We start from the raw sequence: 21658 nt of genomic DNA, 5'->3' as shown, positions 1-21658 counted from the left end.
GGTGGCGGGCCGGAAGTACACGCGACAGCAGCTGCGCGGATAAGTTAAACCAAGCGTGTTACTTATTCAAGAGCCCGGAGCTTCGGGAGGAAGAGGGCTGGGATGGTCGCGAGCACGGTGAAGCCGATCGCCCAGGCGAAGCTGTGCGCATAGGCGTCTGGTGCCTGGTGGCCGGTCAACTGGTTCTGCAGGATCACGGCCAGCGTCGCGACGCCGAACGCACCTCCGAGTTGCTGCATGATCCGGGTCGTACTGCTGGCGTCGGGTATCTGCTGCGGCTCGAGTTCCCGGAACGCGCCGACCATCACCGCCAGGTTGACCGCACTGAGTCCGGCGCCACGGATGACGAGAGCGATTGCCAGCAGTGCGTACGACGTACCGGCGAAGGCGAACGGGATCGTTCCGAGTGTGGTGAGGGCCAGGCCCGTCAGGACGACCGGTCGCGGGCCGAACCGGTCGGTGAGTCCGCCCGCGACCCGGGCGAGCAGGCTGCCGATGCCTTGCGGGACGAGCAGGAGGCCGGCGGGCGGTGACGGTCTGACCGCGGGCCTGTTGGTAGAAGAGCGGGAGGAGCAACATCGCGCCGTACAGGCCGAAGCCGGTGAGGAACAGCAGCGCGGTCGATGCGGCGAACGATCTGGTCCGGAACAGGGTGAGATCGATCAGCGGGCTTCTTCTGAGGATGAAGGCGAGCAGGAGGATCAGGCCGGCGCCGATCGGTACCAGTACTGCGACGTGGCCGAAGCCGCCGTGAGTTCCGACCTGGGTGAGGCCGTAGATGATGCGGCGAGGGCGGGGGAGATGAGAAGCAGTCCGGGGAGGTCGAGTGCCGCGGCGGTCGGCTCTGGGTCGGGCTTGAGGGTGCGGATGGCGAGCACGATCGCGAGGATGCAGATCGGTGCGTTGACGCAAAAGATCCAGCGCCAGCTGAGGTGGCCGACCAGGAGCCCGCCGATCACCGGGCCGAGGATCGGGCCGATCAGTGCGGGCAAGGTGACGACGGCCATCAGCCGACCGATGCGTTCGCGCCCGGCCGCGCGCAGCAGGATAGTCTGCAGGATCGGCAGCATCAGTCCGCCGCCGATGCCCTGGATGACCCGGAACGCGATCAGCGAGCCGATGTTCCAGGCGAGTCCGCACAGCATCGAGCCGGCCAGAAACAACGCCAGCGCGACGATCCACATCCGTTTGGCGCCGAAGCGATTCGCGGACCAGCCGGTGATCGGGATCGCCATCGCCAGCGCGAGCAGGTACGCCGTACTGACCCATTGGACCGTGGACACCGGCGCGTGCAGCTCGGTGCCGAGGGTGTGTATCGCGACCGTGACGATCGTGCTGTCGAGCAGCGGGGCGAGGGCGCCGAGGACCAGGACGGCGGCGAGTTTGAGGACCGCGCGATCCAGGCGGTCGGGGGTGGTTGTGGTCATTCCGAGATCTCCTTAGAGACGTTGCGTCTCTTACGTCTCTCAGGGTAGGCTCGGGTTGTTAAGAGACGCAATGTCTCTTTTTTGGGGGTGGCGATGGAACAGGTGCAGCGGCGGCGGGGCGCCGAGTTGGAGGCCGTGCTGCTCGACGCTGCCTGGGACGAACTGGTGGAGTCCGGCTACGCGCGGCTGACGATGGAGGCGGTCGCCGCGCGGGCGCACACCGGCAAGCAGGTGCTGTACCGGCGGTGGAGGAACCGGGCGGAATTGGTGATCGCGGCGATGCGGCACCGGACCGGTTCGATCGTCGAGGACATCCCGGACACCGGGACGCTGCGCGGCGACGTACTCGGGGTTCTGCAGCGGATGGCCGATCGGTTCGCCCTCCTCGGCCCCGACACCATCCACGGACTGATGGCCGAAGCTCCGGATCTGGATCCGGAGGTGTACAGCCGGATGACCGGCGTGATGGCGACCGTCGTCGAGCGGGCCGCGGCCCGCGGTGAGATCCCGACAGCGGACGTTCCCGCCCGAGTCCTCACCGCGCCCACCAACCTCCTGCGCCACGAAATCTTCTTCACCCACGAGCCGGTCCCGTCGTCAACCCTCACCTCTCTGGTCGACGACGTCTTCCTCCCACTCGTCCGGGCTACTTGAACGCGCGCAGGTTGCGAGTGACCCAGTCGGTGAAGGTCCGCGGCGGGCGCGCGAGCACCTTCTCCACGTCGGGACTCGCCTCCTGCTCGGCGGCTGACGGCGTACCGAGTGCGCCGAGGGTGGCCTCGACGACCGGCTCGGGCATGTAGGTCAGCATCCGGCTCTTCGCCTCGTCGCGACTGAGCTCCACGAACTGCACAGCTTCGCCGACGGCTTGCGCGATCGCCTTGGCCTGCTGCCGGGGCGAGATCGCGGCTGGTCCAGTCAGCGTGTAGACGTGGCCGACATGGCTCGGATCGCGCAACGCGGCGGCTGCCACCTCGGCGATGTCGTCCGGGTCCACGGCCGGCAGGGCAACGTCCGCGAACGGCGCCGCCATCGTCCGCTGAGTACGAATCGACTCGGCCCACTGCAAGGCATTACTGGCGAAGTTCCCAGGCCGCAGCATCGTCCAACCAACCCCGGACCGCGTCACGGCCTCCTCGAGATCCGCCGGGTGCCGCTTCGTACCAACCCCCTGAGAAGAAAGCAGCACAACCCGCTCAACGCCGGCCGCCTTGACGACCTCCATCACCTTTCCAAGATCCCCGCCGGCCAGAAAGCCCGCGGCCGTCAACAGAAACACCGCATCGGCCCCATCCAGCGCCGGCTTGAGGCTCTCAGCCTCAGCCAGATCCCCCCGGACCCGACGCACCCCAGCACCCCACCCTTCGACCGCCCCGCCACCCCGCCCGTCACGCGATCCCGCCAGCGCGCCGCCCCGCCCGTCGCGCGATCCCGCTGGCGCGCCTCCTGGCGCCCCTTCCGCGATGCTGCGAGATACCGCCGTCACTTCTTCGCCTGCTGCAGCCAGCGCCTCGACCAACGGGCGTCCTACGTTTCCGGTTGCTCCGGTGACCACGATCATGTGTTTGCTCCTCGTTCGATTGATCTACCGAGGACGCTACTTGCCATGGGATAGTAGGTACCTAGAGGAAAGTATTGGCCGAAAGGACCTTTGTGATCGAGCCCACAGCACCAGTGGATCCAGTACAGGCCTGCCCGATCGCCCCGGTCGTAGATCTGGTCTTCAGCCGCTGGACAACCCCAATCCTCTGGACCCTCAACGAATACGGCCGCCAGCGCTTCGTAGAACTCCAGCGCCAAATCGGCGCGATCACCCCAAAGGTCCTCACCCAGCGCCTACGCCAACTAGAACGCGACGGCCTGATCCTCCGCACCTACTACCCAGAAGTCCCACCCCGAGTCGAATACGAAATCAGCCCCCTGGGCCAAAGCCTCGCGCCCCTCTTCCACTCCCTGGCCACCTGGTCCCCCAACCTCGAAAAGGTCGAAGCGGCCCGCTCCCACTACGACACCCACCAACCACCCCACCGCCGCCCCTAACCCTCACCCCCGACTCCGATCCCTCAACCCCTCAAGCTCCTGCTGGTGGTCGAGCGCCAGACGCTCCACCGCGCCCCCACAACGTGGCCTCGTCGCCCGCGCGTACCGACAGATTCGAGGGGATAACCCCCGAGCTGGAGGGTTGCCTACTGAGAATCTGAGCGGGCAACCCTCCAGCTCGGGGGCTATCCCCTGAAATATTCGCGGGGTGGTCGGGTGTCGGGTGGGGGCCTGGGCAGGTGAACGACGCATCCGTGAGGTGGTGCGGCGACGGCGGGGCCTCGGCAGGTGAACGACGCATCCGTGAGGTGGTGCGGCGACGGCGGGGCCTCGGCAGGTGAACGACGCATCCGTGAGGTGGTGCGGCGACGGCGGGCCTGGGCAGGCGAACGACGCATCCGTGAGGTGGTGCGGCGACGGCGGGCCTGGGCAGGCGAACGACGCATCCGTGAGGTGGTGCGGCGACGGGCGGGCCGGGCGTAGGACATTCGCTGGGTGGTCGCCGGATGGCCGCGGGTGGTGGGCGAGGGTGGGCGACTGGCGTGTTCGCGGCGGCCTGGGTGAGGGCGGCTAGGCGGTTGAGCTGTTCGTGGGGTCGTCGGGCCGGGTGGGGTTAGGCGACGCCTGCTAGTTGGCGGGTGGGGGTCTGGAGGGTTTCCAGGAGGGTGAAGAAGTGGGCGGCGGCGTCGGGGAGGGGGAGGAGGCCGGCTTCGTGGGTTTGCCAGCCGAAGAGGAGTTCGCCGTCGATGATGCGCTCTTCGGACGGTACGGCGTACCGGCTGAGGGTGACTCGGGTCGGACCGGTCTGGGGGTGGTGGTCGCCGCAGCCGCACTCGGCGGGGATGGTGATCGTGGTGAGGGCGTCGGGGGAGTAGCTGCGCAGCCGGAGCGTGGTGCCCTGGGCGGTGAAGCGCACGATTGTTGCGTCAGGCAACTGAACCAGCAGCTCGACCGGTACGGCGTGTGAGCCGGGGAGCAGGCGGAGGCCGCGGGACGCGAGGAGGTCGGCGAAAGCCGGGAGATTCATGGGAAAGATCCTGTGAGTGCTGTGTCGGCGGGCGGGCCATGGAAAGGACAGGGCCTCGTGCGCCGGAGACGGCGCGCGTCAGCGACGACAGCAACAACACAGCATCTGCATGCGGAAGATCATGACAGAGCACACCCATCCTGCCAAACATCGTCCGCCATCTGGGACGCCTGTCCATCATCCGTCAACCAACACCCGCCGAGTCGTGGATCGAGGTCAAGAAATCACCCGGAACGCAATCAAAGCTCACGACTCGATCGCGGTGATGGCAACCAGAGCACACGACTCGACAGGCTCCGGGGGGTGGCGCGGGCACCACGACTCGGCCAGTTGGATGGCCGGGGTGAGGGTGGGTGGGCGAGGGCGGTTAGTCGGCTTTCTTGCCGAACATGATTTCGTCCCAGCTGGGGACGCTGGCTCGCTTGGAGTTTCGGCGGGCCGGCTTCTTTTTGGGCTCGGCTGGGGTTTCCTCGGCGGCCGACTCGGAGGTGAGCTCGGCTGCGGGGGCCTTGGGGGCGGGCGTCGCTGGCTGCTCAGGCGCCTCGGGCTCCGGCTGCAGGGACCTGGCGGAGACGTCGTGGTCGGTGCGCGATTGGGCAGGTGCCTCGCTCTCGGGCTGGTGGCGGGTGTCGGAGCCGCGGGACTCGGGGGCCTGGCGGGGTGGGGTTGGGGCTCGGTCGGGGGTGGGGCGGCGGCCGGTGACGGGGCGTTCGGGGGCGCGTTGTTCTGGTGGGGCGAATTCGGCCGGCGGTTGGGTGGGGCGCTCGACTGCGCGGACGGCGGGGCGTAGGGCCGGGGGCTGGTCGATCGGTACGTCGATCAGGGTTGGCTCGTCGTCCGGGTTCGGAACCGAATGGACTCGGCGCGGGCCGCTCTCGCGGGCAGCCGGAGGCTCGATGTCACGGCCGAAGCCTGGGCGGGCGGTGTCCTGGCCGGTCTCGGGGGAGACGTCACGACCGAAGGTGGGCCGGCCGGTGTCGCGGGACGTGTCGTGGCCGGAGCGGGAAACTGGGTGGTTTCGGCGGGGGAGGCTGATGGTGTCTTCGAAGCCGGCCTCGTAGCTGTCGGCGCCGTGGTCGGGGGCGATGGTCGGGTCGATGTCGGCGACCGCGGTGAGGCGGCGTTCGCCGGGCTGGTGCGTGGGCTGGACGGATGGCGGCATGACCTGGGCCTGCTCGCCGACCAGCCAGCGGGCCTCGTCGTCGTCGGGGACTGCGTAGCGACCGGGAGCGTCGTACGCGAACATCGCGATCTTCTCGTCCTTCTGCTCCGCCTCGTCGTCGGTCTCGACGAAGTAGGAGATGCGGACCGCCCAGCGACCGTCTTCGCGTCGCCACGCGTCCCACTCGGCCGTGGCGGGATCGACCTGGCGGGTCCGCAGCCGGTCGGTCACCCACGCGCCGAGGTTGCGGGTCGGGGCATCGCCACCACCACGACGACGAACGGAAGCGCGCTGCGCGAGGCTGGCGATGTGATCGCGCTCGGCGAGGACCGGGCCGGCGAACGCCATCACGCGTTCCATCGGCATCTGGGCGACGGCTGCGACCGCCTCGGGACTTTCGCCGGCGCGGATACGAGCCTGGATGTCTCGTGGGCGCAGGGCGCTCTCCATTTGAATCTCCAGCTGGCCGAGTCGGGCACGGTCGCCGCGGAGGGCCGCACGCAACCGGTCGTCGACCGGGATGGCGAACTCCTCACCCGTCTCTGCCAGCGCCAGGATGAGTTGCTTGCCATCCTGGCTCAGACCGACGAGCCTCGCCTCGCGCATTGCCTTTGTTCTCCTGTGCGGTTCTCGACAGTCTCTCCCGTGACGTGCTGCCTGACCAAGACCGGCGCGCCGTGCCGCCCGGTCATTGTGGAGGTTACGTCACGAAATCACATTTTGCCTGGTCATCAGGGTCCTCCTGATCACACCAGTCACAGTAGTCACAACACGGTGTGACCGCGACTCAGTTGGTCATCCGGCGTACGCCGAACGCACCGCAAGAGCACGCTTCAGGTCGTCGACGCTGTCGCCGACCGACCGCCGGATTCCGGCCGCGACCGATTCGTCCACGACCAGGTCGGCGGCTCGGTCGACGACCCGCTGCTCGACGGCATAGCGAGGGAACGCGAGCTTCGCGCTGGATGCGACGACCCAGCCCGACCGCAGTTTCTCGGTGCCCGCGATCTCGGCGAAGTACCGGTCGACGTACGGCGCTGTGAGCTCGACCTGGCTGGGATGCCAGAAGCCCTCGCACGCGGCGTACAGCTCGTAGTTCGCGAGCTCGGCGTCCGTGGTGATCTGCGTCCACGCCCGCTCCTTGGCCTCGGCCGTCGGCAGCGCGGCCCGGCACCGGGTCGCGTGCACGATGCCCTCGGACGAGGAGTCCCGCTCGAGCTCAGCGTCGATGTCGGCGTCACCGATGGCGCCGAGCCGGGCGAGCTGCAACAGCATGGTCCAGCGCAGATCCGCGTCCATCGCGAGACCCTCGGGTACGCCGTCGCCCGCGAGCCAACCCTTGAGTACGTCGACGTCATCGCTGAACCGCGCCAGACCGCGAGCCACCGCGAGCTGCACACTCGACCCGGCCGGAACCGTCTCGAGCCGGGCAGCCAGGGCGTCGGCCAACAGTCCGCGGTACGGCTCGTAGGGCAGGTAGACACCGAGCAGGTGCGTTGTGGCCCAGCCGACCATCGTGGCGACCGCGATGTCGCTGGTCTCGGTCGGCAGCACTCCGAGCAGTACGTCGAACCCGAGCTTCGGGTCGAGCTCGGTATCGGCGATCGCGTCCCGCAGGCTGTTCAGTACGACGGCCCGTGTCACACCGTCCTCGATCTTCGGCAGCACCGACGGCAGGTTGGCCAGGCTGTCCGCGTCGAGCCGGATCTTGGCCCAGCTGTCGTCACCCGCGTCCGGGATCACCACGGCCACCGACGGGTCGAGGGCGACGTCCACCTCGTCCGCATCCAGTAGTACGTCGACCGTCGTACTCCGACCGTCCGCGTCGTACCCTCCGACGGTCAGCTTGTGCGGGCGAGCAGCCGGGTAGGCGACCGGCGCGACGCGACGCAGCTTGATGCCGGTCTCGGTGCGGACTGCGCTGATCGTGTCGAGGCCGGGCGTACGCAGCCAGTTGGCGGCCCAGTCGTCCAAGCCGACAGCGCCGGCCTCGGTCCACTTGGCCAGCAGGTCGCCGAAGGTGGCGTTGCCGAACTCGTGGGCGGCGATGTGCGCGTTGACGCCGGCCAGGAACACGTCGTCACCGAGGTAGGCGGCGAGCTGCTTGAGGACTGCCGCACCCTTCGCGTACGAGATGCCGTCGAAGTCGTCCAGCGACGCGAGCGCGTCCTTCACCGCGTCGGCGGCGACCGGGTGGGTCGACGAGCGCTGGTCAGCCTGCATGCCCCACCACTTGCGGATGTAGGCGAAGTCGATCCAGTTGTCGGTGTACTGCGTCGCGTCCGTCGACACCCGGTGGGCCATGTACTCGGCGAACGACTCGTTCAGCCAGAGGTCGTTCCACCACTTCATCGTCACGGTGTCGCCGAACCACTGGTGCGCCATCTCGTGGACGATCGTGCGGGCCCGGGAGCTGCGCTCGCCGTCGGTCACGGCGGACCGGAACACCATCGAGTCACGGAAGGTCACGCAGCCCGGGTTCTCCATTGCGCCGGCGTTGAACTCCGGTACGAACACCTGGTGGTACTCGCCGAACGGGTACCGGTACCCGAACATCCGGTGGTACTCGTCGAAGGACTGCTTGGTGACCGTGAAGATGTCCTCGGCCTCCCGGTCCAGCGCCTCCTTGAGCGACTGCCGCGACACCACGCTGAGCGGGATGCCGTCGTGGGAGTCGGTGAGCTGGTGGTACGGCCCGGCGACCACGGTGACGAAGTACGTCGACAGCGGCTGCGTCTGGGCCAGCTCCCACCGACCGGGGGAGACCTGCGTCGCGGCTCCGTTGCCGAGCACCAGCCACTCCGGCGGCGCGGTGACCTTCATCCGGTACGGCGCTTTGAGGTCAGGCTGATCGAAGCACGCGAAGATCCGGGGCGCGGCGTCGAGGAACGACATCGCGTAGGTGTAGGCGAGACCGTCGGCCGCGTCGACCGCACGGTGCAGGCCCTCACCGTCGTTCGAGTACAGCATCGACGCGACCACGACCAGCTCGTTCTCCGGCTGCAGGCCGGTCAGCTCGAGCCGCCCGTCGTTCAGACCGGCCACGTCGACCGCCGTCCCGTTCAGCGTGACCGAGGTCAGCTCATCGGGTTTCACGTCCAGCCAGGTGGCCGGACTCGACGCGGCGAACGTGATCGTCGTGGTGGATCCGAAGGTTCGTTCGCCCTGGGTGAGGTCGAGGTCGACGTCGTACGAGTGGACGGAGAGCGCGGCGGCCCGGGTACGGGCGCCGTCGACGGTGAGACTCGGCATGTCGGCAACTCTATGCGGTGTCTAGGGTGATCACATGAGCGAGATGGAGTACCGGCAGCTGGGCGACTCGGGTCTGACCGTGAGCGTGGTCGGACTGGGCTGTAACAACTTCGGGCGGCGGCTGGATGCGGCCCGGACGGACGCGGTGGTGAACTCCGCGGTCGACGCGGGAATCACGCTGTTCGACACCGCGGACGTCTACCACGGCGAGCACGGATTCAGCGAGGAACTCCTCGGCAAGGCCCTCAGCGGCCGCCGCGACGAGGTGGTGATCGCGACCAAGTTCGGCGGCGACATGCACGGGGCGAACGGGCCGGACTGGGGTGTCCGGGGCTCCCGCCGGTACATCCGCAAGGCGGTCGAAGCGAGCCTGCAGCGGCTCGGCACGGACTGGATCGACCTCTACCAGCTGCACGTCCCGGATCTGGTCACGCCGATCGAGGAGACCCTCGCGGCCCTGACCGAACTCGTTGCCGAGGGCAAGGTCCGGTACATCGGCAGCTCGCAGTTCGCGGCCTGGCAGGTGGTCGACGCCGACTGGACCGCCCGGTCCAACGGGCTGGAGCACTTCATCAGCGCCCAGAACCGGTACTCGCTGCTCGAGCGCGAGGTCGAGGACGAGCTGGCGCCCGCGTGCGAGCACCTCGGCCTGGGCATCCTGCCGTTCTTCCCGCTCTCCTCCGGGCTGCTCACCGGCAAGTACAAGCGTGGCGCGGACGCCCCCGACGGCAGCCGGCTGGCGACCCAGCCGGACCGGCTGGCCCGCGCCGACTTCGACAAGATCGAGGCCCTCGAGACGTTCGCGTCCGAGCGGGACCTGACCCTGATCGACGTCGCGATCGGCGGCCTGGCCGCGCAACCCGCGGTCGCCTCGGTGATCGCCGGCGCCACCACGCCCGAGCAGATCGCACAGAACGTCGCCGCCGGCACGTGGGACCCGACCGCCGCGGACCTGGCCGCCCTGGACGAACTCACGTGACTGTATTGAATGCCGCGCCTCCGGCGCGGGTGTCATGGGGCTTTGACTCCCGGCCTTCCCTCGTCAATCCGGTCGCTGCGCTCCCTCCTCTCCTCAGTCCAGGCCGGGAGGCCCCATGACACTGATCCTCCTGCCGCCGTCCGAAGGCAAGACCGGCCGGCGTCGCGGGCGCGCCGTCGACCATTCGGCGCTGTCGTTTCCGGAGCTCAATCCCGTCCGCGAGCAGGTCCTCGAGACACTGGCTAAGGTCTCGTCGACGTCCGACGCGTACGACGTCCTGGGCGTCGGTGCCTCCCTCCAAGGTGAGGTCGACCGGAACACCCGCTGGCGCACCGAGCCCGCCGTGCCGGTGTCGGAGCTGTACTCGGGAGTGCTGTACGACGCTCTCGGCTACGCGACCTTGTCAGCGGGGAGCAAGCGCCGCGCGGGAAACCGCCTGCTTGTGGTGTCCGCGGCCTGGGGCGCATTGCGGATGGCCGACCGCGTCCCGCCGTACCGGCTGTCCATGGGTACGACGCTGCCCGGGCTCGGGCCGCTCGCATCGGTGTGGCGTGACCCGCTGGCCACCGCCCTCGCGGACGCGGACGGAGTCATCGTCGACTGCCGGTCGTCGACGTACGTCGCGGCCTGGCGCCCGACCGGTGACCAAGCGGCCAAGTGGGTGTCGGTCAACGTCGTCCGCGAACGCGACGGTGTCCGCTCGGTGGTGTCGCACAACGCGAAGCACACCCGCGGCCTGGTCGCCCGGCACCTGCTCGAGTCCGGCAAGGATCCCGGTACGGCGAAGGCGCTGCACAAGCTGGTGGGTGAGCGCTGGAACGCCGAGCTCGATCGCGCGGCGAACGGCTGGACGCTGACCGTCGTCGAACACGACTGACGTTCACGCGACTGTAACTGGTGAGTGGTTTCCTACAGCGCGTGATCGGGGAAGGCTGAGGGCAGCAAGTCAGGGGGGATCCGCCCTACCCTCGGAGGCCTGACTCATGCGACTGCCCAATACCTTCCCCGCCCCACCGCCCCGGTCGATCACTGCTGCCATCACGACCCTCGCCGCGACGGCGGCCTGGACCCTCAGTGCCGGCCCAGCCCTGGCCTACCCGCCGACGCCACCGTCGGCCAGTACGGCGGCCACCGAGCTCGCGAGTCTGACCGTCAAAGCGGAAGGCTCGACGAGCGGCTACAGCCGGGACCTGTTCCCGCACTGGATCAACCAGTCCGGCACCTGCGACACCCGCGAACAGGTACTGAAACGCGACGGCACCGGCGTCACCGTCAACAGCAGCTGCCAGCCGACCGCAGGCCGCTGGTACAGCGTGTACGACGCGACCTGGATCGAGCAGTCCTCCGGGATCGACATCGACCACATCGTGCCGTTGGCCGAGGCGTGGAAGTCCGGTGCGAACGCCTGGACTACTGCGCGCCGCCAGGAGTTCGCGAACAATCTGACCATCGCCCAGCTGATCGCGGTGTCGGCGTCGAGCAACCGCTCGAAGGGTGATTCGGACCCTGCGTCCTGGAAGCCGACGAACACATCTGTGCACTGCATCTATGCGCGCGAGTGGATCTGGGTGAAGTACACCTACGGCCTGTCGCTGCAATCGGCGGAGAAGACCGCGCTCCAGCAGATGCTCGGCACCTGCTGAACAGGAGCTCAGTCCTCGAGGAGCTGGCGGCGCTGGGCGTGGATGCCGGCCTGGAACCGCGTCCGCGCCCCCAGCGACTCCATCAGCTCGGCGACCCGGCGTCCGACCGTGCGGCTGCTCAACGCGAGCTGTCGCGCGATCGCGTCGTCCTTGAACCCCGCGGCGAGCAGCGTCATCAGCCGGGCGTCGGTCGGATCGGCCTTGACCGACGGCACGACCGGCACCGCCTGGTCCCACAGCAGCGTGAACATCTCGATCAGCGCATCCAGCAGCGCACAGGGATGGACGACGAGCGCACTGTCGACCAACTGGTCCACCGACAGCGGGAGCAACGCGATCCGGCGGTCGAACACTGCCAGCTTCATCGGCACCTGCGGATGCACCCGCGACATCTCGCCGGCATCCGCCGCGCTGTACGCCTCGTCCACACCGCCCGGAACGCCGAGGGAGTCCGGCGAGTAGATGCCCTGGACAACCACACCGTCGTCGAGCAGCCCGCGGACCCGGGGGTCGGACTCGCCGGGCCTCGAGGCGTACGGCGGGCGGTCCAGCACCATCAAGTGCTCACGAGTCGCGGTGAGCAACTGCGCGAACCGGGCCGCGATCGCGTCCTGACCGACGATCACCTCGACCAGGTTCTCGGGCCGGTGCTGCTCCTGGGCGCGCAGCTCCGTCAGCAGCACCCGGGCTTCCGCACGGACCCGGTCGAGCTCGGCCCGACGTACGGCGACCAGTGCGTCGACGGCCACGTCCGGACGGGTCGGCAACAGCCGGACCGGGTGGTCGGACGTGGTGGTGAGCAGACCGAGCTCCTCCAGCCGGCCGACCGACGCGACGACCTCCCGCTCGTCGCGATCGAGCAGCTTGGCGAGCTCCGGGAGAGCGCATCCGGGCGCGGTCAGCAGGGCTCGGTACGCCTCTTCATCGGGTCGCTCCACCCCGACCGACTCCAGCATCCAACCCTCCCGCAGCCCGGATCCTGGACAGGCTATCTCGTCTCCTGGAAGCAGCTGGAATCCTTTTCCCAACTGTGGCGACTTCGCGCCATGTCCGGGATACGTCAGGCCGTTGTCAGGTGCGAATGCCCCCGGAGTGGGGTAAGCCTGTCTCTGCCGGGCGCGCGCGGACCGGACAGGGGACGCCCGGTCAAGCCTCAACGCGCGCGCCCGCCCCTCCTGAACAGGAGCGCCTGTCTCTCTGAGATGGCAGCATGTCAGTTACGTGACGCGCTGATCCCAGGGAGGCACGATGAGTGAGAGTACCGCCGCGACACCGGAGACCGGTGAGCGTCCTGAACTCAAACGGGTCATGGGCCCGGGTCTGCTACTGCTCTTCGTGGTCGGCGACATTCTGGGCACCGGCGTCTACGCACTGACCGGCAAGGTGGCCGGTGAGGTCGGCGGCGCGGTCTGGCTGCCGTTCCTGTGCGCGTTCGTGGTGGCGCTGCTCACCGCGACCAGTTACCTCGAGCTCGTCACGAAGTACCCGAAGGCCGGCGGTGCCGCGGTCTACACGCACAAGGCGTTCGGGATCCACTTCCTGACCTTCCTGCTCACCTTCGCGGTGATGTGCTCCGGTCTGACCTCGGCCTCGAGCGCGTCGAAGGCGTTCGCGGCGAACTTCTTCACCGCCGCCGACATCGACCCCGAGCGCGGGTCGCTGCTGATGATCACCGCCCTCGGCTTCATGACCCTGATCGCGCTGGTCAACCTGCGCGGCGTCGGCGAGAGCGTGAAGGCGAACGTCGTCCTCACCTGTGTCGAGCTGAGCGGTCTGCTGATCGTGATCGGCATCGGCGCCTGGGCGCTGCTCGGTGGCGACGGCGACACCTCGCGGCTGACCGACTTCAACGTCCCGACCGGTGAGTCGCCGTTCGGTGCGGTCACCGCGGCGACCGCGCTGGCGTTCTTCGCAATGGTCGGCTTCGAGGACTCGGTGAACATGGCCGAGGAGACCAAGGACCCGGTCAAGATCTTCCCGAAGATCATGCTGATCGGCCTGTGCGCCACCGGTGTCATCTACGTGCTGGTCGCGATCTCCGCGGTCGCGCTGGTCTCGCCGGACGAGCTGAACAAGGGCGCGACGCCGCTGCTGAAGGTCGTCCAGGCCGGTGCGCCGGGCTTCCCGCTCGAAGTGTTCGCCTGGATCACGATGTTCGCGGTCGCCAACTCGGCGCTGATCAACATGCTGATGGCCAGCCGCCTGCTGTACGGCATGTCGCACGAGCGGGTGCTGCCCGGTCCGCTCGGGCGGGTGCTGCGCACGCGGCGGACGCCGTACATCGCGATCCTGTTCACCACGCTGCTCGCGTTCTTCCTGATCGGGTACGCCGATCTGGCGGCGCTCGGTGGGACGACGGCGTTCCTGCTGTTGTGTGTGTTCGCGATCGTGAACGTCGCGGTGCTGGTGCTGCGCCGGGACCGGGTGGAGCACAAGCACTTCAACGCGCCGACCGCGCTGCCGGTGATCGGTGCCGTGCTGTGCGTCTACCTGGCCAGCCCGCTGTCCGGACGCGACTCGGCCGACTACAAGATCGCCGGCTGGCTGATGGTTGTCGGTGTCGTGCTGTGGGCGATCACGTGGCTGCTGAACAAGTACGTCTTCAAGCGGCACGCCGACTTCGACCCGAGCCACCTCGACCCGAGTGGTCCGGTGAACTGACCGGCACGAACGCCGCGACGACGACCGTTGCGAGGGCCGCGAACCCGGTGGCGACCGCGATCCAGCCGAGTGCTGGGTAGCCCGCACCGGCGTCGATCGCGAGGCCACCGAGCCACGGCCCGACGATGATGCCGACGTTGAACGCGGAGAAGTTGGTGGCCGTCGCCAGCGTGGGAGCGTCGCCGGCGAGGCTGAAGACGCGGGCGTTCAGGGCCGGGTTGACCGCGAAACCGAAGCCGCCGAGCAGCACGACCACCGCGATTGTGACCACGGGACTCGTCGCGGTGAGCGCGAGTACGGCGGACAGGACGACGAGACCGGTGATGCCGGTGAACAGCGTGTGGAACGGCCGCGCGTCCGCGGTCCGGCCGCCGAGGGTGATGCCGATGAACGAGCCGAGGCCGTAGAGCGCGAGTACGCCGGGCACCGCGTCCGGCATCAGTCCGGTCGTCTCCATCAGCAGGGGAGCGAGGTAGCTGAAGACGACCAGGATGGTTGCCGTCACCAACGCGGTGGTGCCGAACGCCAGCCACAACCTGGCACTTCCGAGGGCCTGCAACTCGTCGGCCGGCCGCGGAGCGCTCGCCGGATCCGGTCGCCGGTCGGGCACAGTCGCGAGGACGCCGGCCATCGCGAGAACACACAGCCCGGCGACGGCCCAGAAGGCGGCACGCCAGCCGAGATTCTGACCCATCACGGTCCCGATCGGGAGGCCGACGATCGTGGCGACGGTGAGGCCTCCGGTGACGATGCTCATCGCGCGAGCGCGACTGTTGGCCGGCACCAGCCCCACGACCGTGACCGCCGCGACCGACCAGAAACCGGCGTACACGAAGGCGCCGACGATCCGGGTGACCAGGAGGAGGGAGTAGTTCGGGGTGAGCGCACCCGCGATGTGGGTCAGCGCGAAGATGCCGAGGAAGAGCAGAAACGACGTACGCCGGGACCAGTTGAGCGTGACCACGGCCAGCACCGGCGCACCGACGAGCATGCCCACGGCGAACGCGGAGATCAGCAGGCCCGCCGCGGGAATCGAGACCCCGAGATCGGTTGACAGCTCAGGCAGCAGACCGGCCAGCATCAGCTCGGACGTCCCCTGCGCGAAGATGCTCAAGCCCAGCACATAGACAGCGATCGGCATCGCGTTCCCCCAGCTCACCTCGACAGCCACGGGGAGTATCCCAGAGATCACTGTGTGCTGTCGCCGCGCCAGTCACAGGCTGAGATTTGAGCGGATACGGCATCGTTGGGGTATGAGCTCGCAGATACCCGCGAAGCGCACCGGGCGGACGGTCGACACCGCTCGGATCGGGGGTGGGATCAAGCTGCTGGTCGCGCTGGTCGGCTTGATGTGGCTCAGTGAGGTCATCGACACCGCGCTGAACGGGCGCCTCGATCAGTACGGGATCATCGCCCGCGATCCCCAAGGGCTGATCGGCGTGATCACCGCGCCGTTCCTGCACCTCGGCTTCGGTCACCTGATCTCGAACACGCTGCCGCTGGTCACCCTCGGCGCGCTGATCGCGGTCAGCGGCGCGACCCGGTTGTTCGCGGTGACCGCGATCGTCACGGTGGTCGGCGGATTCGGGACCTGGCTGATCTCGCCGCCGAACACGATCACGATCGGCGCCAGCGGCCTGGTCTTCGGGTACGCCGCCTACCTGATCGCGCGCGGCCTGTTCAACCGGCGGCTCGGCCAGGTCCTGGTCGGCATCGTGGTGATCATGGTCTGGGGGAGCGCGCTGTTCGGCGGTCTGCTACCGCAGGACGGGATCTCCTGGCAGGGCCACCTGTTCGGCGGGATCGCCGGCATCCTGGCTGCCTGGATCCTCACCGACGACAAGCCGAAACGCGGCTCGATCAGGTAAGTGTCGAGGGGTCCGTGTTCGCTCCGCACACGACCACGACCACCCGCTCCCCGGCGGCCGGCCGGTAGACGCCGGCGGTCAGCGCGGCGTACGCGACGGCCGCGCCATGCTCGACGGCCAGGTGGTATTCGCGCCACAGCTCATTGCGAGCAGCAACGATCGCTTCCTCGTCAACCAGCAGTGACCGTACGTCGTGCGCCCGAGCCGCCGCGAACGCCAGGTCACCCAGCCGTCGCGCACCGAGTGAGTCCGCCGCGACCCCGCCGACCGGACCGTCAACCGGCTCGCCGGCCTCCAGAGCGCGGTGGAGTGTCTGTGCCAGCTCCGGCTCGACACCGACGACCTGGGCGTTGTCGCCGATCGCCGTCGCGATGCCCGCGATCAAGCCGCCGCCACCGACCGCGACCAGGACCGTGTCGAACCTCCCGGCCTGTTCCAGCAGCTCCAGTCCGAGGGTGCCCTGACCGGCGACGACCTCGGGCTGGTCGTAGGCGTGCAGCAGCAGCGCGCCCGATGCGTCCCGCGCCTCGACGGCTGCCTGGTAGGCCTCGGCGTACTCGTTCCCGACCTGGACCACCTCGGCCTCGAGCGTGCGCAGCTTGGCGACCTTCGGGGCGGGTGCGTTCACCGGTACGAAGATCCGCGCGGGTACGCCGAGCTCGCGGGCCGCGTAGGCCGCCGCGAGTCCCGCGTTGCCGCCGGACGCCGCGACCACGCCCGGCCCGGTGAGTTCACCGCGTTCCTTGGCGGTGAGCAGCCGGTTGAACGCGCCGCGTGGCTTGAAGGATCCGGTGTGCTGCAGCAGTTCCAGCTTGAACGTGAGCCCAGGGGCCACCTGAATCACCGGTGTACGCCGTACCCGGCCGGCGATCCGCTCCGCCGCTGCCCGCACCTCGTCGAGACTTACCGTCATGCCTCAACCCTGCCACGATGGGACGGTGCCGACTGAACCTGGAGGCCTGGGAATGGGTGCGTACGACGAGAGCTACCGGCGGAGTCTCGCAGATCCGGAAGGGTTCTGGCTCGAGGCCGCGGAGGCGGTCTCCTGGATCCGGCCACCGAAGCGAGCCCTCGACGACTCGGGCGCACCGCTCTACCGCTGGTTCCCGGACGCCTCGCTGAACACGTCGTACAACGCTCTCGACCGGCACATCGAGGCGGGTCACGGGGACCGGACCGCGCTGATCTACGACTCGCCCGTCACCGGCACGGGTCGCAGCTACACGTATTCGGAGCTCCGGGACGAGGTCGCCCGATTCGCCGGCGGGCTCGCGTCGCTCGGGGTCGGCAAGGGCGACCGCGTCATCGTCTACATGCCGATGGTCCCCGAAGCCGTGGTCGCGATGCTGGCGTGCGCGCGCCTCGGCGCGATCCACTCGGTCGTGTTCGGCGGGTTCGCGGCCAAGGAGCTCGCCGCCCGGATCGACGACGCGACCCCGCGCGTGATCGTGGCGGCCTCCTGCGGGATCGAGCCCGCCCGCGTGGTCGAGTACAAGCCGATCATCGACGCCGCCCTCGAGATCTCGCAGCACCAGCCCGATCACACGATCGTCCTGCAGCGCGAGGCCGCCGCCGCCAAGCTCGGCGACACCGATCTCGACTGGACCGCGGTCACCGCCGGCGCGGAACTGGCCGGCCCGGTGGAGGTTGCGGCGACCGATCCGCTCTACATCCTCTACACCTCGGGTACGACGGGAAAGCCGAAGGGCGTGGTCCGCGACAACGGCGGCCACGCGGTCGCGCTGTCGTGGTCGATGAGAGGGGTCTACGACATCGGGCCGGGCGACGTGTGGTGGACCGCCTCCGACGTCGGCTGGGTCGTCGGACACTCCTACATCGTCTACGGGCCGCTTCTCGTCGGCGCGACCACTGTTCTCTATGAGGGCAAGCCCGTAGGTACGCCGGATGCGGGTGCGTTCTGGCGGGTCATCTCGGAACACGGCGTGAAGGCGCTGTTCACCGCGCCGACCGCGATCCGCGCGATCAAGAAACTCGACCCGTCCGCCGCCGAGATGGCGAAGTACCCGCTCGACTCGTTCCGCACGCTGTTCCTCGCGGGGGAGCGCCTCGATCCCGAGACCTATCACTGGTCCCACGAGCATCTCGGCGTACCGGTCGTCGACCACTGGTGGCAGACGGAGACCGGCTGGTCGATCGCCGCCAACCCGCGCGGGCTCGAACCGCTGCCGACCAAGCCTGGATCGGCGACGGTTCCGATGCCGGGCTGGAACGTGCAGATCCTCGACTCCCAGGGGAAGCAGCTGCGGCCGCACGAGGAGGGCGCGATCGCGGTCAAGCTGCCGCTTCCGCCGGGTGCGTTGCCGACGCTGTGGGGTGACGATCAGCGCTACATCGACAACTACCTCAGCCAGTACGACGGCCACTACCTGACCGGTGACTCCGGCTACCGCGACGACGAGGGCTACCTGTTCGTGATGGGCCGCACCGACGACGTGATCAACGTGGCCGGCCACCGCTTGTCCACCGGCAGCATGGAAGCGGTACTCGCGGCGCACCCGGCGGTGGCGGAGTGCGCGGTCATCGGCGTCCGCGACGCGTTGAAGGGACAGTTGCCGCGCGGTCTCGTCGTACTCAAGGCCGGCGTCGACATCCCCGAAGAGGTGCTGCGGGAGGAGTTGGTGGCCGCGGTACGGCGGGACATCGGACCGGTGGCGGCGTTCCGGGACGTGTCCGTGGTGGACGGGCTGCCGAAGACCCGCTCGGGCAAGATCCTGCGCAAGACCATGCGCGGGATCGCCGACGGCCGCGACGAACCGGTCCCGTCGACCATCGAGGACCCCGCCGTACTCGATGCCCTACGCCCGGTCCTGCGCAGCGAGGAATTCGAGGACCAGCGGCCCGGCGACTGACCGGAACTCGTGGAAGTACGCATGCCGGGCGGTGCCGATGAGCTCGGCTCGCGCGTGCGGAATGCGGTCGGCGAGGACCTGCGCGTTGGCGACCGGGCTGAAGATGTCGTCGGTCCCGTGCAGGATGAGCGTCGGTGCGGTGATGCCGGGCAGGCCGTCCCACGCGTCGTGCTTGTTGCTCGCGACCAGGTGCCGCGCCTTCGCGTACGACGGCATGCTCTTGTCACCGAGGACCGGGTACGGGCCGGGGTTCGCGGCCCGCCAGGCCGGGGTGTACATCAGGTCGAGCAGGACGGCGCCGGTGCGCGCCGGGTCGGCGAGAGCACGCCGGATCTCCTTGCTGCGTTCGTACCCGTGCGCCGCGCCAGGCGACGTACAGCCGAGAACGAGAGCCCTGACGCGGCTGGGATGGTTGATCGCGATCCACTGCGCGACCCGGCCGCCCATCGAGGTGCCATAGACGTGAGACCGGTCCAGCCCCAGGTGATCGAGCACCGCGACGACGTCGTCGGCGAAGCCGGGGGTGCTGTAGACCTCGTCCGGCTTGTCACTGTCCCCGGTCCCGCGCCAGTCCAGCGTGATCGTCCGGTACGCCGCCTCGAAGTCGGCGTGGATCGGGTCCCACCAGTGGTGATTGTTGGACTGCCCGGCCAGCAGAACCAGCGGTTGCCCCTCGCCACGAACCTGATAGGCGATCCGGGTCCCGTCGGCAGCCGTAGCGTGTGGCACGGGAGCAGTCTGCCTGATTCTCCCGAGGGTTAGGCTCGGGGTATGCGAGTCGTGATTGCGGGTGGACATGGGCAGATCGCTTTGCGGTTGACCAGACTGCTGAGTGGTGACGGTCACGAAGTGGTCGGGCTCGTGCGGAACCCTGATCACGAGGCTGATCTGGCCGCGGCCGGCGGGCGGGCCGCCGTACTCGATCTCGAGCAGGCCGATGTCGCGGCGGTGGCCGGCGTACTTTCCGGTGCGGATGTCGCGATCTTCGCCGCCGGCGCGGGACCAGGCAGCGGGAAGGCACGCAAGGACACGGTCGATCGGGCCGCTGCCGCGCTGTTCGCCGACGCGGCCGAGCAGGCCGGCGTACGGCGTCATCTCCAGGTCGGATCGATGGGCGCGGACCGGGCCGACTCGCTGGACGACGACGACATCTTCACCGTCTACCTGAAGGCGAAGTGGGCCGCCGAGGAGGACCTGCGGTCCAGGGACGGCCTCGACTGGACGATCCTGCGGCCGGGTGGGCTGACCAACGACCCCGGCACCGGCGAGGTGCTGCTGGCGGACAAGACCGGTAACGGCCGGATCAGCCGCGACGACGTGGCGCTGGTGCTGGCCGGCCTCTGCGACACCCCGGCCGCGATCGGCCGGACCCTGGAACTCGTGGCCGGGGACACCCCGGTCAGCGAGGCTCTGAAGAATCTCTGACGTTGCCGCTGGCAACAGAATGTGACGGCTATGGCTGACTCTCCATCCGCTTCGGACAGCTCATCGCGTCCGGGCAGGCAGGTGCACTTCGAGCGCATCGCCAACAGCAGCTACCGGGTCCACAACGCGCGCGGTGGCAGCATCACCGTCGGCTCCGGTGGCGCCGACACCGACTTCACCCCGGTCGAACTGCTGCTGGCCGCGATCGGCACCTGCTCGGCGATCGACGTCGACATCGTCGTCAGCCGCCGGTCCGAGCCGACCGAGTTCAGCGCGGTGGTGCGCGGCGACAAGATCCGGGACGCCGAGGAGGGCAATCGGATGGAGAACCTCGCGGTCGAGTTCACCATCCGCTTCCCCGAGGGCGAGGACGGCGACAAGGCCCGGGAGGTGCTGCCGCGGTCGGTGAAGATGTCCCACGACCGGCTGTGCACGGTCAGCCGCACGGTCGAGCTCGGAACTCCGGTCACGACGACGGTCAACGACGCGGACTGAGGAGCTCTCGCAGGCGGACGGCGTACGCCCGCGGGTGGCTGAGGTTGCCGTTGTGACCACCGGGGAAGACAGCGAGCTCCTGCTCGAGGAGCGTCGCCAGCGCCTCGGCGCACTGGTAGTCGAAGACGGTCCGTGGGGTGGTCGTGCCCGCGGCGGGAATGATGTGGGTGCTGAGTTCTGCCAGGTCGAGGTGATCTTCGATCGCAGCGGCGAAGTCGTGGCGGATGAAGTAGTCGAAGTTGGCGATCCGCCGGCCATCCATCGGGAACTCGGTCCGGTCCGGCTCGGCCTCAGCGGTCGCCGGGTCGATTCCGAGCGTACGGACGATCTCCGGGATCGCGGCCTGGAGTCCGTCAGCGAGATAGCGGTCGCGGATGATCCCGAGTTCTTCGCGGTGCTGCTTGGCCGCGGGATCCGGTAACAGCCACGGGGCGATCGGCTCGTGGGCGACGAGCGTACTGAGCTGGTCGGGGTGGCGGACCGCGACGTGCACCCCGATCACGGCGCCGAGGCTGCAACCCAGCATCAGGGCCGGCTCGTCGGTGACGTTGGCGAGCAGCCGGTGGACGTCGTCCGCGTGGTCGGCGATGGCGGCTGGATCTTGCAGCCGGCTGCGGGACAGGCCGCGGCGGTCGTAGGTGAGCACGGTGTAGTCATCGGTGAGGTGACTGACCAGGTCCGTGCTGCGATCGGCATCGCCTTCACCGCTCTGCGAGATCAGCAGCAGCGGACCGTCGCCGGCGAGTTGGTAGTGCAGGACGGCTCCGGGAACGTCGAGGGTTGGCATGTCGTCGAGATTACATCGCGTT

General features: G+C 68.8%; 21 protein-coding genes. 10 read left to right on the top strand and 11 right to left on the bottom strand.

What is annotated here, in order from left to right; translation table 11 throughout:
- Positions 1–62: 62 nt before the first annotated feature.
- Both ACZ3HV_RS11950 and ACZ3HV_RS11945 read right to left on the bottom strand, forming a co-directional pair.
- Positions 63–488: an MFS transporter gene (locus tag ACZ3HV_RS11950; RefSeq protein WP_465683863.1), complete on the bottom strand. Its 426-nt coding sequence runs from the start codon at positions 486–488 to the stop codon at positions 63–65.
- A gap of 213 nt (positions 489–701) precedes the next feature.
- Entirely contained in the window at positions 702–1427 is a 726-nt protein-coding gene (locus tag ACZ3HV_RS11945; protein WP_465683459.1) for an MFS transporter, read from the bottom strand.
- Positions 1428–1520: 93 nt separating this feature from the next.
- Here ACZ3HV_RS11945 and ACZ3HV_RS11940 point away from each other — a divergent pair, with 93 nt between their 5' ends.
- A complete protein-coding gene (locus ACZ3HV_RS11940) occupies positions 1521–2081 on the top strand; it encodes a TetR/AcrR family transcriptional regulator (RefSeq protein ID WP_465683457.1) in 561 nt (186 codons plus the stop codon).
- Here the strand turns inward: ACZ3HV_RS11940 and ACZ3HV_RS11935 are convergent.
- Positions 2074–2988, bottom strand: a complete 915-nt coding sequence (locus ACZ3HV_RS11935; RefSeq protein ID WP_465683455.1) for an NmrA family NAD(P)-binding protein — start codon at positions 2986–2988, stop codon at positions 2074–2076. The genes ACZ3HV_RS11940 and ACZ3HV_RS11935 overlap by 8 nt on opposite strands.
- Positions 2989–3080: 92 nt before the next feature.
- Here ACZ3HV_RS11935 and ACZ3HV_RS11930 point away from each other — a divergent pair, with 92 nt between their 5' ends.
- Positions 3081–3467 (top strand): winged helix-turn-helix transcriptional regulator, encoded by a 387-nt coding sequence (locus tag ACZ3HV_RS11930; RefSeq protein WP_465683454.1) that lies wholly within the window; start codon positions 3081–3083, stop codon positions 3465–3467.
- Between the two features lie 613 nt (positions 3468–4080).
- Here the strand turns inward: ACZ3HV_RS11930 and ACZ3HV_RS11925 are convergent.
- The 3 genes from ACZ3HV_RS11925 to pepN all read right to left on the bottom strand — a co-directional run bounded on the left by ACZ3HV_RS11925 (position 4081) and on the right by pepN (position 8908).
- Positions 4081–4494: a hypothetical protein gene (locus ACZ3HV_RS11925; protein WP_465683452.1), complete on the bottom strand. Its 414-nt coding sequence runs from the start codon at positions 4492–4494 to the stop codon at positions 4081–4083.
- Positions 4495–4861: 367 nt separating this feature from the next.
- Entirely contained in the window at positions 4862–6262 is a 1401-nt protein-coding gene (sepH, locus tag ACZ3HV_RS11920; protein ID WP_465683450.1) for a septation protein SepH, read from the bottom strand.
- A 189-nt stretch (positions 6263–6451) separates the two neighbouring features.
- Positions 6452–8908, bottom strand: coding sequence for an aminopeptidase N (pepN, locus tag ACZ3HV_RS11915; protein ID WP_465683448.1), 2457 nt, complete (start codon positions 8906–8908; stop codon positions 6452–6454).
- A gap of 34 nt (positions 8909–8942) precedes the next feature.
- Between pepN and ACZ3HV_RS11910 the strand changes: the two genes are divergently transcribed.
- The 3 genes from ACZ3HV_RS11910 (at position 8943) to ACZ3HV_RS11900 (ending at position 11530) form a co-directional block, all read left to right on the top strand.
- On the top strand, positions 8943–9887 hold the full coding sequence (locus tag ACZ3HV_RS11910; RefSeq protein WP_465683446.1) for an aldo/keto reductase: 945 nt from the start codon (positions 8943–8945) through the stop codon (positions 9885–9887).
- A gap of 115 nt (positions 9888–10002) precedes the next feature.
- Positions 10003–10764 carry a YaaA family protein gene (locus ACZ3HV_RS11905; protein ID WP_465683444.1) on the top strand — a complete coding sequence of 254 codons (762 nt, stop codon included), beginning with the start codon at positions 10003–10005 and terminating at the stop codon, positions 10762–10764.
- Between the two features lie 106 nt (positions 10765–10870).
- Positions 10871–11530: an HNH endonuclease family protein gene (locus ACZ3HV_RS11900; RefSeq protein ID WP_465683442.1), complete on the top strand. Its 660-nt coding sequence runs from the start codon at positions 10871–10873 to the stop codon at positions 11528–11530.
- 8 nt (positions 11531–11538) lie between these two features.
- Here ACZ3HV_RS11900 and ACZ3HV_RS11895 read toward each other — a convergent pair whose 3' ends face one another.
- Positions 11539–12486 (bottom strand): transcriptional regulator TrmB, encoded by a 948-nt coding sequence (locus tag ACZ3HV_RS11895; RefSeq protein ID WP_465683440.1) that lies wholly within the window; start codon positions 12484–12486, stop codon positions 11539–11541.
- A 292-nt stretch (positions 12487–12778) separates the two neighbouring features.
- On the opposite strand from ACZ3HV_RS11895, the gene ACZ3HV_RS11890 reads away from it, so the two are divergent.
- Positions 12779–14191 carry an APC family permease gene (locus ACZ3HV_RS11890; protein ID WP_465683438.1) on the top strand — a complete coding sequence of 471 codons (1413 nt, stop codon included), beginning with the start codon at positions 12779–12781 and terminating at the stop codon, positions 14189–14191.
- Here ACZ3HV_RS11890 and ACZ3HV_RS11885 read toward each other — a convergent pair.
- Positions 14133–15362, bottom strand: coding sequence for a Cmx/CmrA family chloramphenicol efflux MFS transporter (locus ACZ3HV_RS11885; RefSeq protein ID WP_465683436.1), 1230 nt, complete (start codon positions 15360–15362; stop codon positions 14133–14135). The two genes, ACZ3HV_RS11890 and ACZ3HV_RS11885, sit on opposite strands and share 59 nt — an antisense overlap.
- Before the next feature lie 82 nt (positions 15363–15444).
- Between ACZ3HV_RS11885 and ACZ3HV_RS11880 the strand changes: the two genes are divergently transcribed.
- Entirely contained in the window at positions 15445–16059 is a 615-nt protein-coding gene (locus tag ACZ3HV_RS11880; protein WP_360379616.1) for a rhomboid family intramembrane serine protease, read from the top strand.
- Here ACZ3HV_RS11880 and ACZ3HV_RS11875 read toward each other — a convergent pair.
- Positions 16052–16972 (bottom strand): threonine/serine dehydratase, encoded by a 921-nt coding sequence (locus ACZ3HV_RS11875; RefSeq protein ID WP_465683434.1) that lies wholly within the window; start codon positions 16970–16972, stop codon positions 16052–16054. The two genes, ACZ3HV_RS11880 and ACZ3HV_RS11875, sit on opposite strands and share 8 nt — an antisense overlap.
- A 25-nt stretch (positions 16973–16997) precedes the next feature.
- Here ACZ3HV_RS11875 and ACZ3HV_RS11870 point away from each other — a divergent pair, with 25 nt between their 5' ends.
- Positions 16998–18929, top strand: a complete 1932-nt coding sequence (locus ACZ3HV_RS11870; protein WP_465683432.1) for a propionyl-CoA synthetase — start codon at positions 16998–17000, stop codon at positions 18927–18929.
- Here ACZ3HV_RS11870 and ACZ3HV_RS11865 read toward each other — a convergent pair.
- The gene (locus tag ACZ3HV_RS11865) at positions 18876–19658 is read right to left on the bottom strand and encodes an alpha/beta fold hydrolase (protein WP_465683430.1); all 783 of its coding nucleotides are present in this window, start codon (positions 19656–19658) and stop codon (positions 18876–18878) included. The genes ACZ3HV_RS11870 and ACZ3HV_RS11865 overlap by 54 nt on opposite strands.
- A 42-nt stretch (positions 19659–19700) precedes the next feature.
- Between ACZ3HV_RS11865 and ACZ3HV_RS11860 the strand changes: the two genes are divergently transcribed.
- Entirely contained in the window at positions 19701–20354 is a 654-nt protein-coding gene (locus tag ACZ3HV_RS11860; protein WP_465683428.1) for an SDR family oxidoreductase, read from the top strand.
- 30 nt (positions 20355–20384) lie between these two features.
- Positions 20385–20849 (top strand): OsmC family protein, encoded by a 465-nt coding sequence (locus ACZ3HV_RS11855; RefSeq protein WP_465683426.1) that lies wholly within the window; start codon positions 20385–20387, stop codon positions 20847–20849.
- On the opposite strand, the gene ACZ3HV_RS11850 is transcribed toward ACZ3HV_RS11855, so the two are convergent.
- Complete coding sequence (locus ACZ3HV_RS11850) at positions 20833–21636, bottom strand: alpha/beta fold hydrolase (RefSeq protein ID WP_465683424.1); 804 nt, start codon at positions 21634–21636, stop codon at positions 20833–20835. The genes ACZ3HV_RS11855 and ACZ3HV_RS11850 overlap by 17 nt on opposite strands.
- Between the last annotated feature and the right edge of the window lie 22 nt (positions 21637–21658).

This window comes from Kribbella sp. NPDC020701, assembly GCF_055562215.1.
The sequence above is the reverse complement of the archived record's forward strand: the minus strand, read 5'-3'. Positions and strand labels throughout refer to the sequence as shown.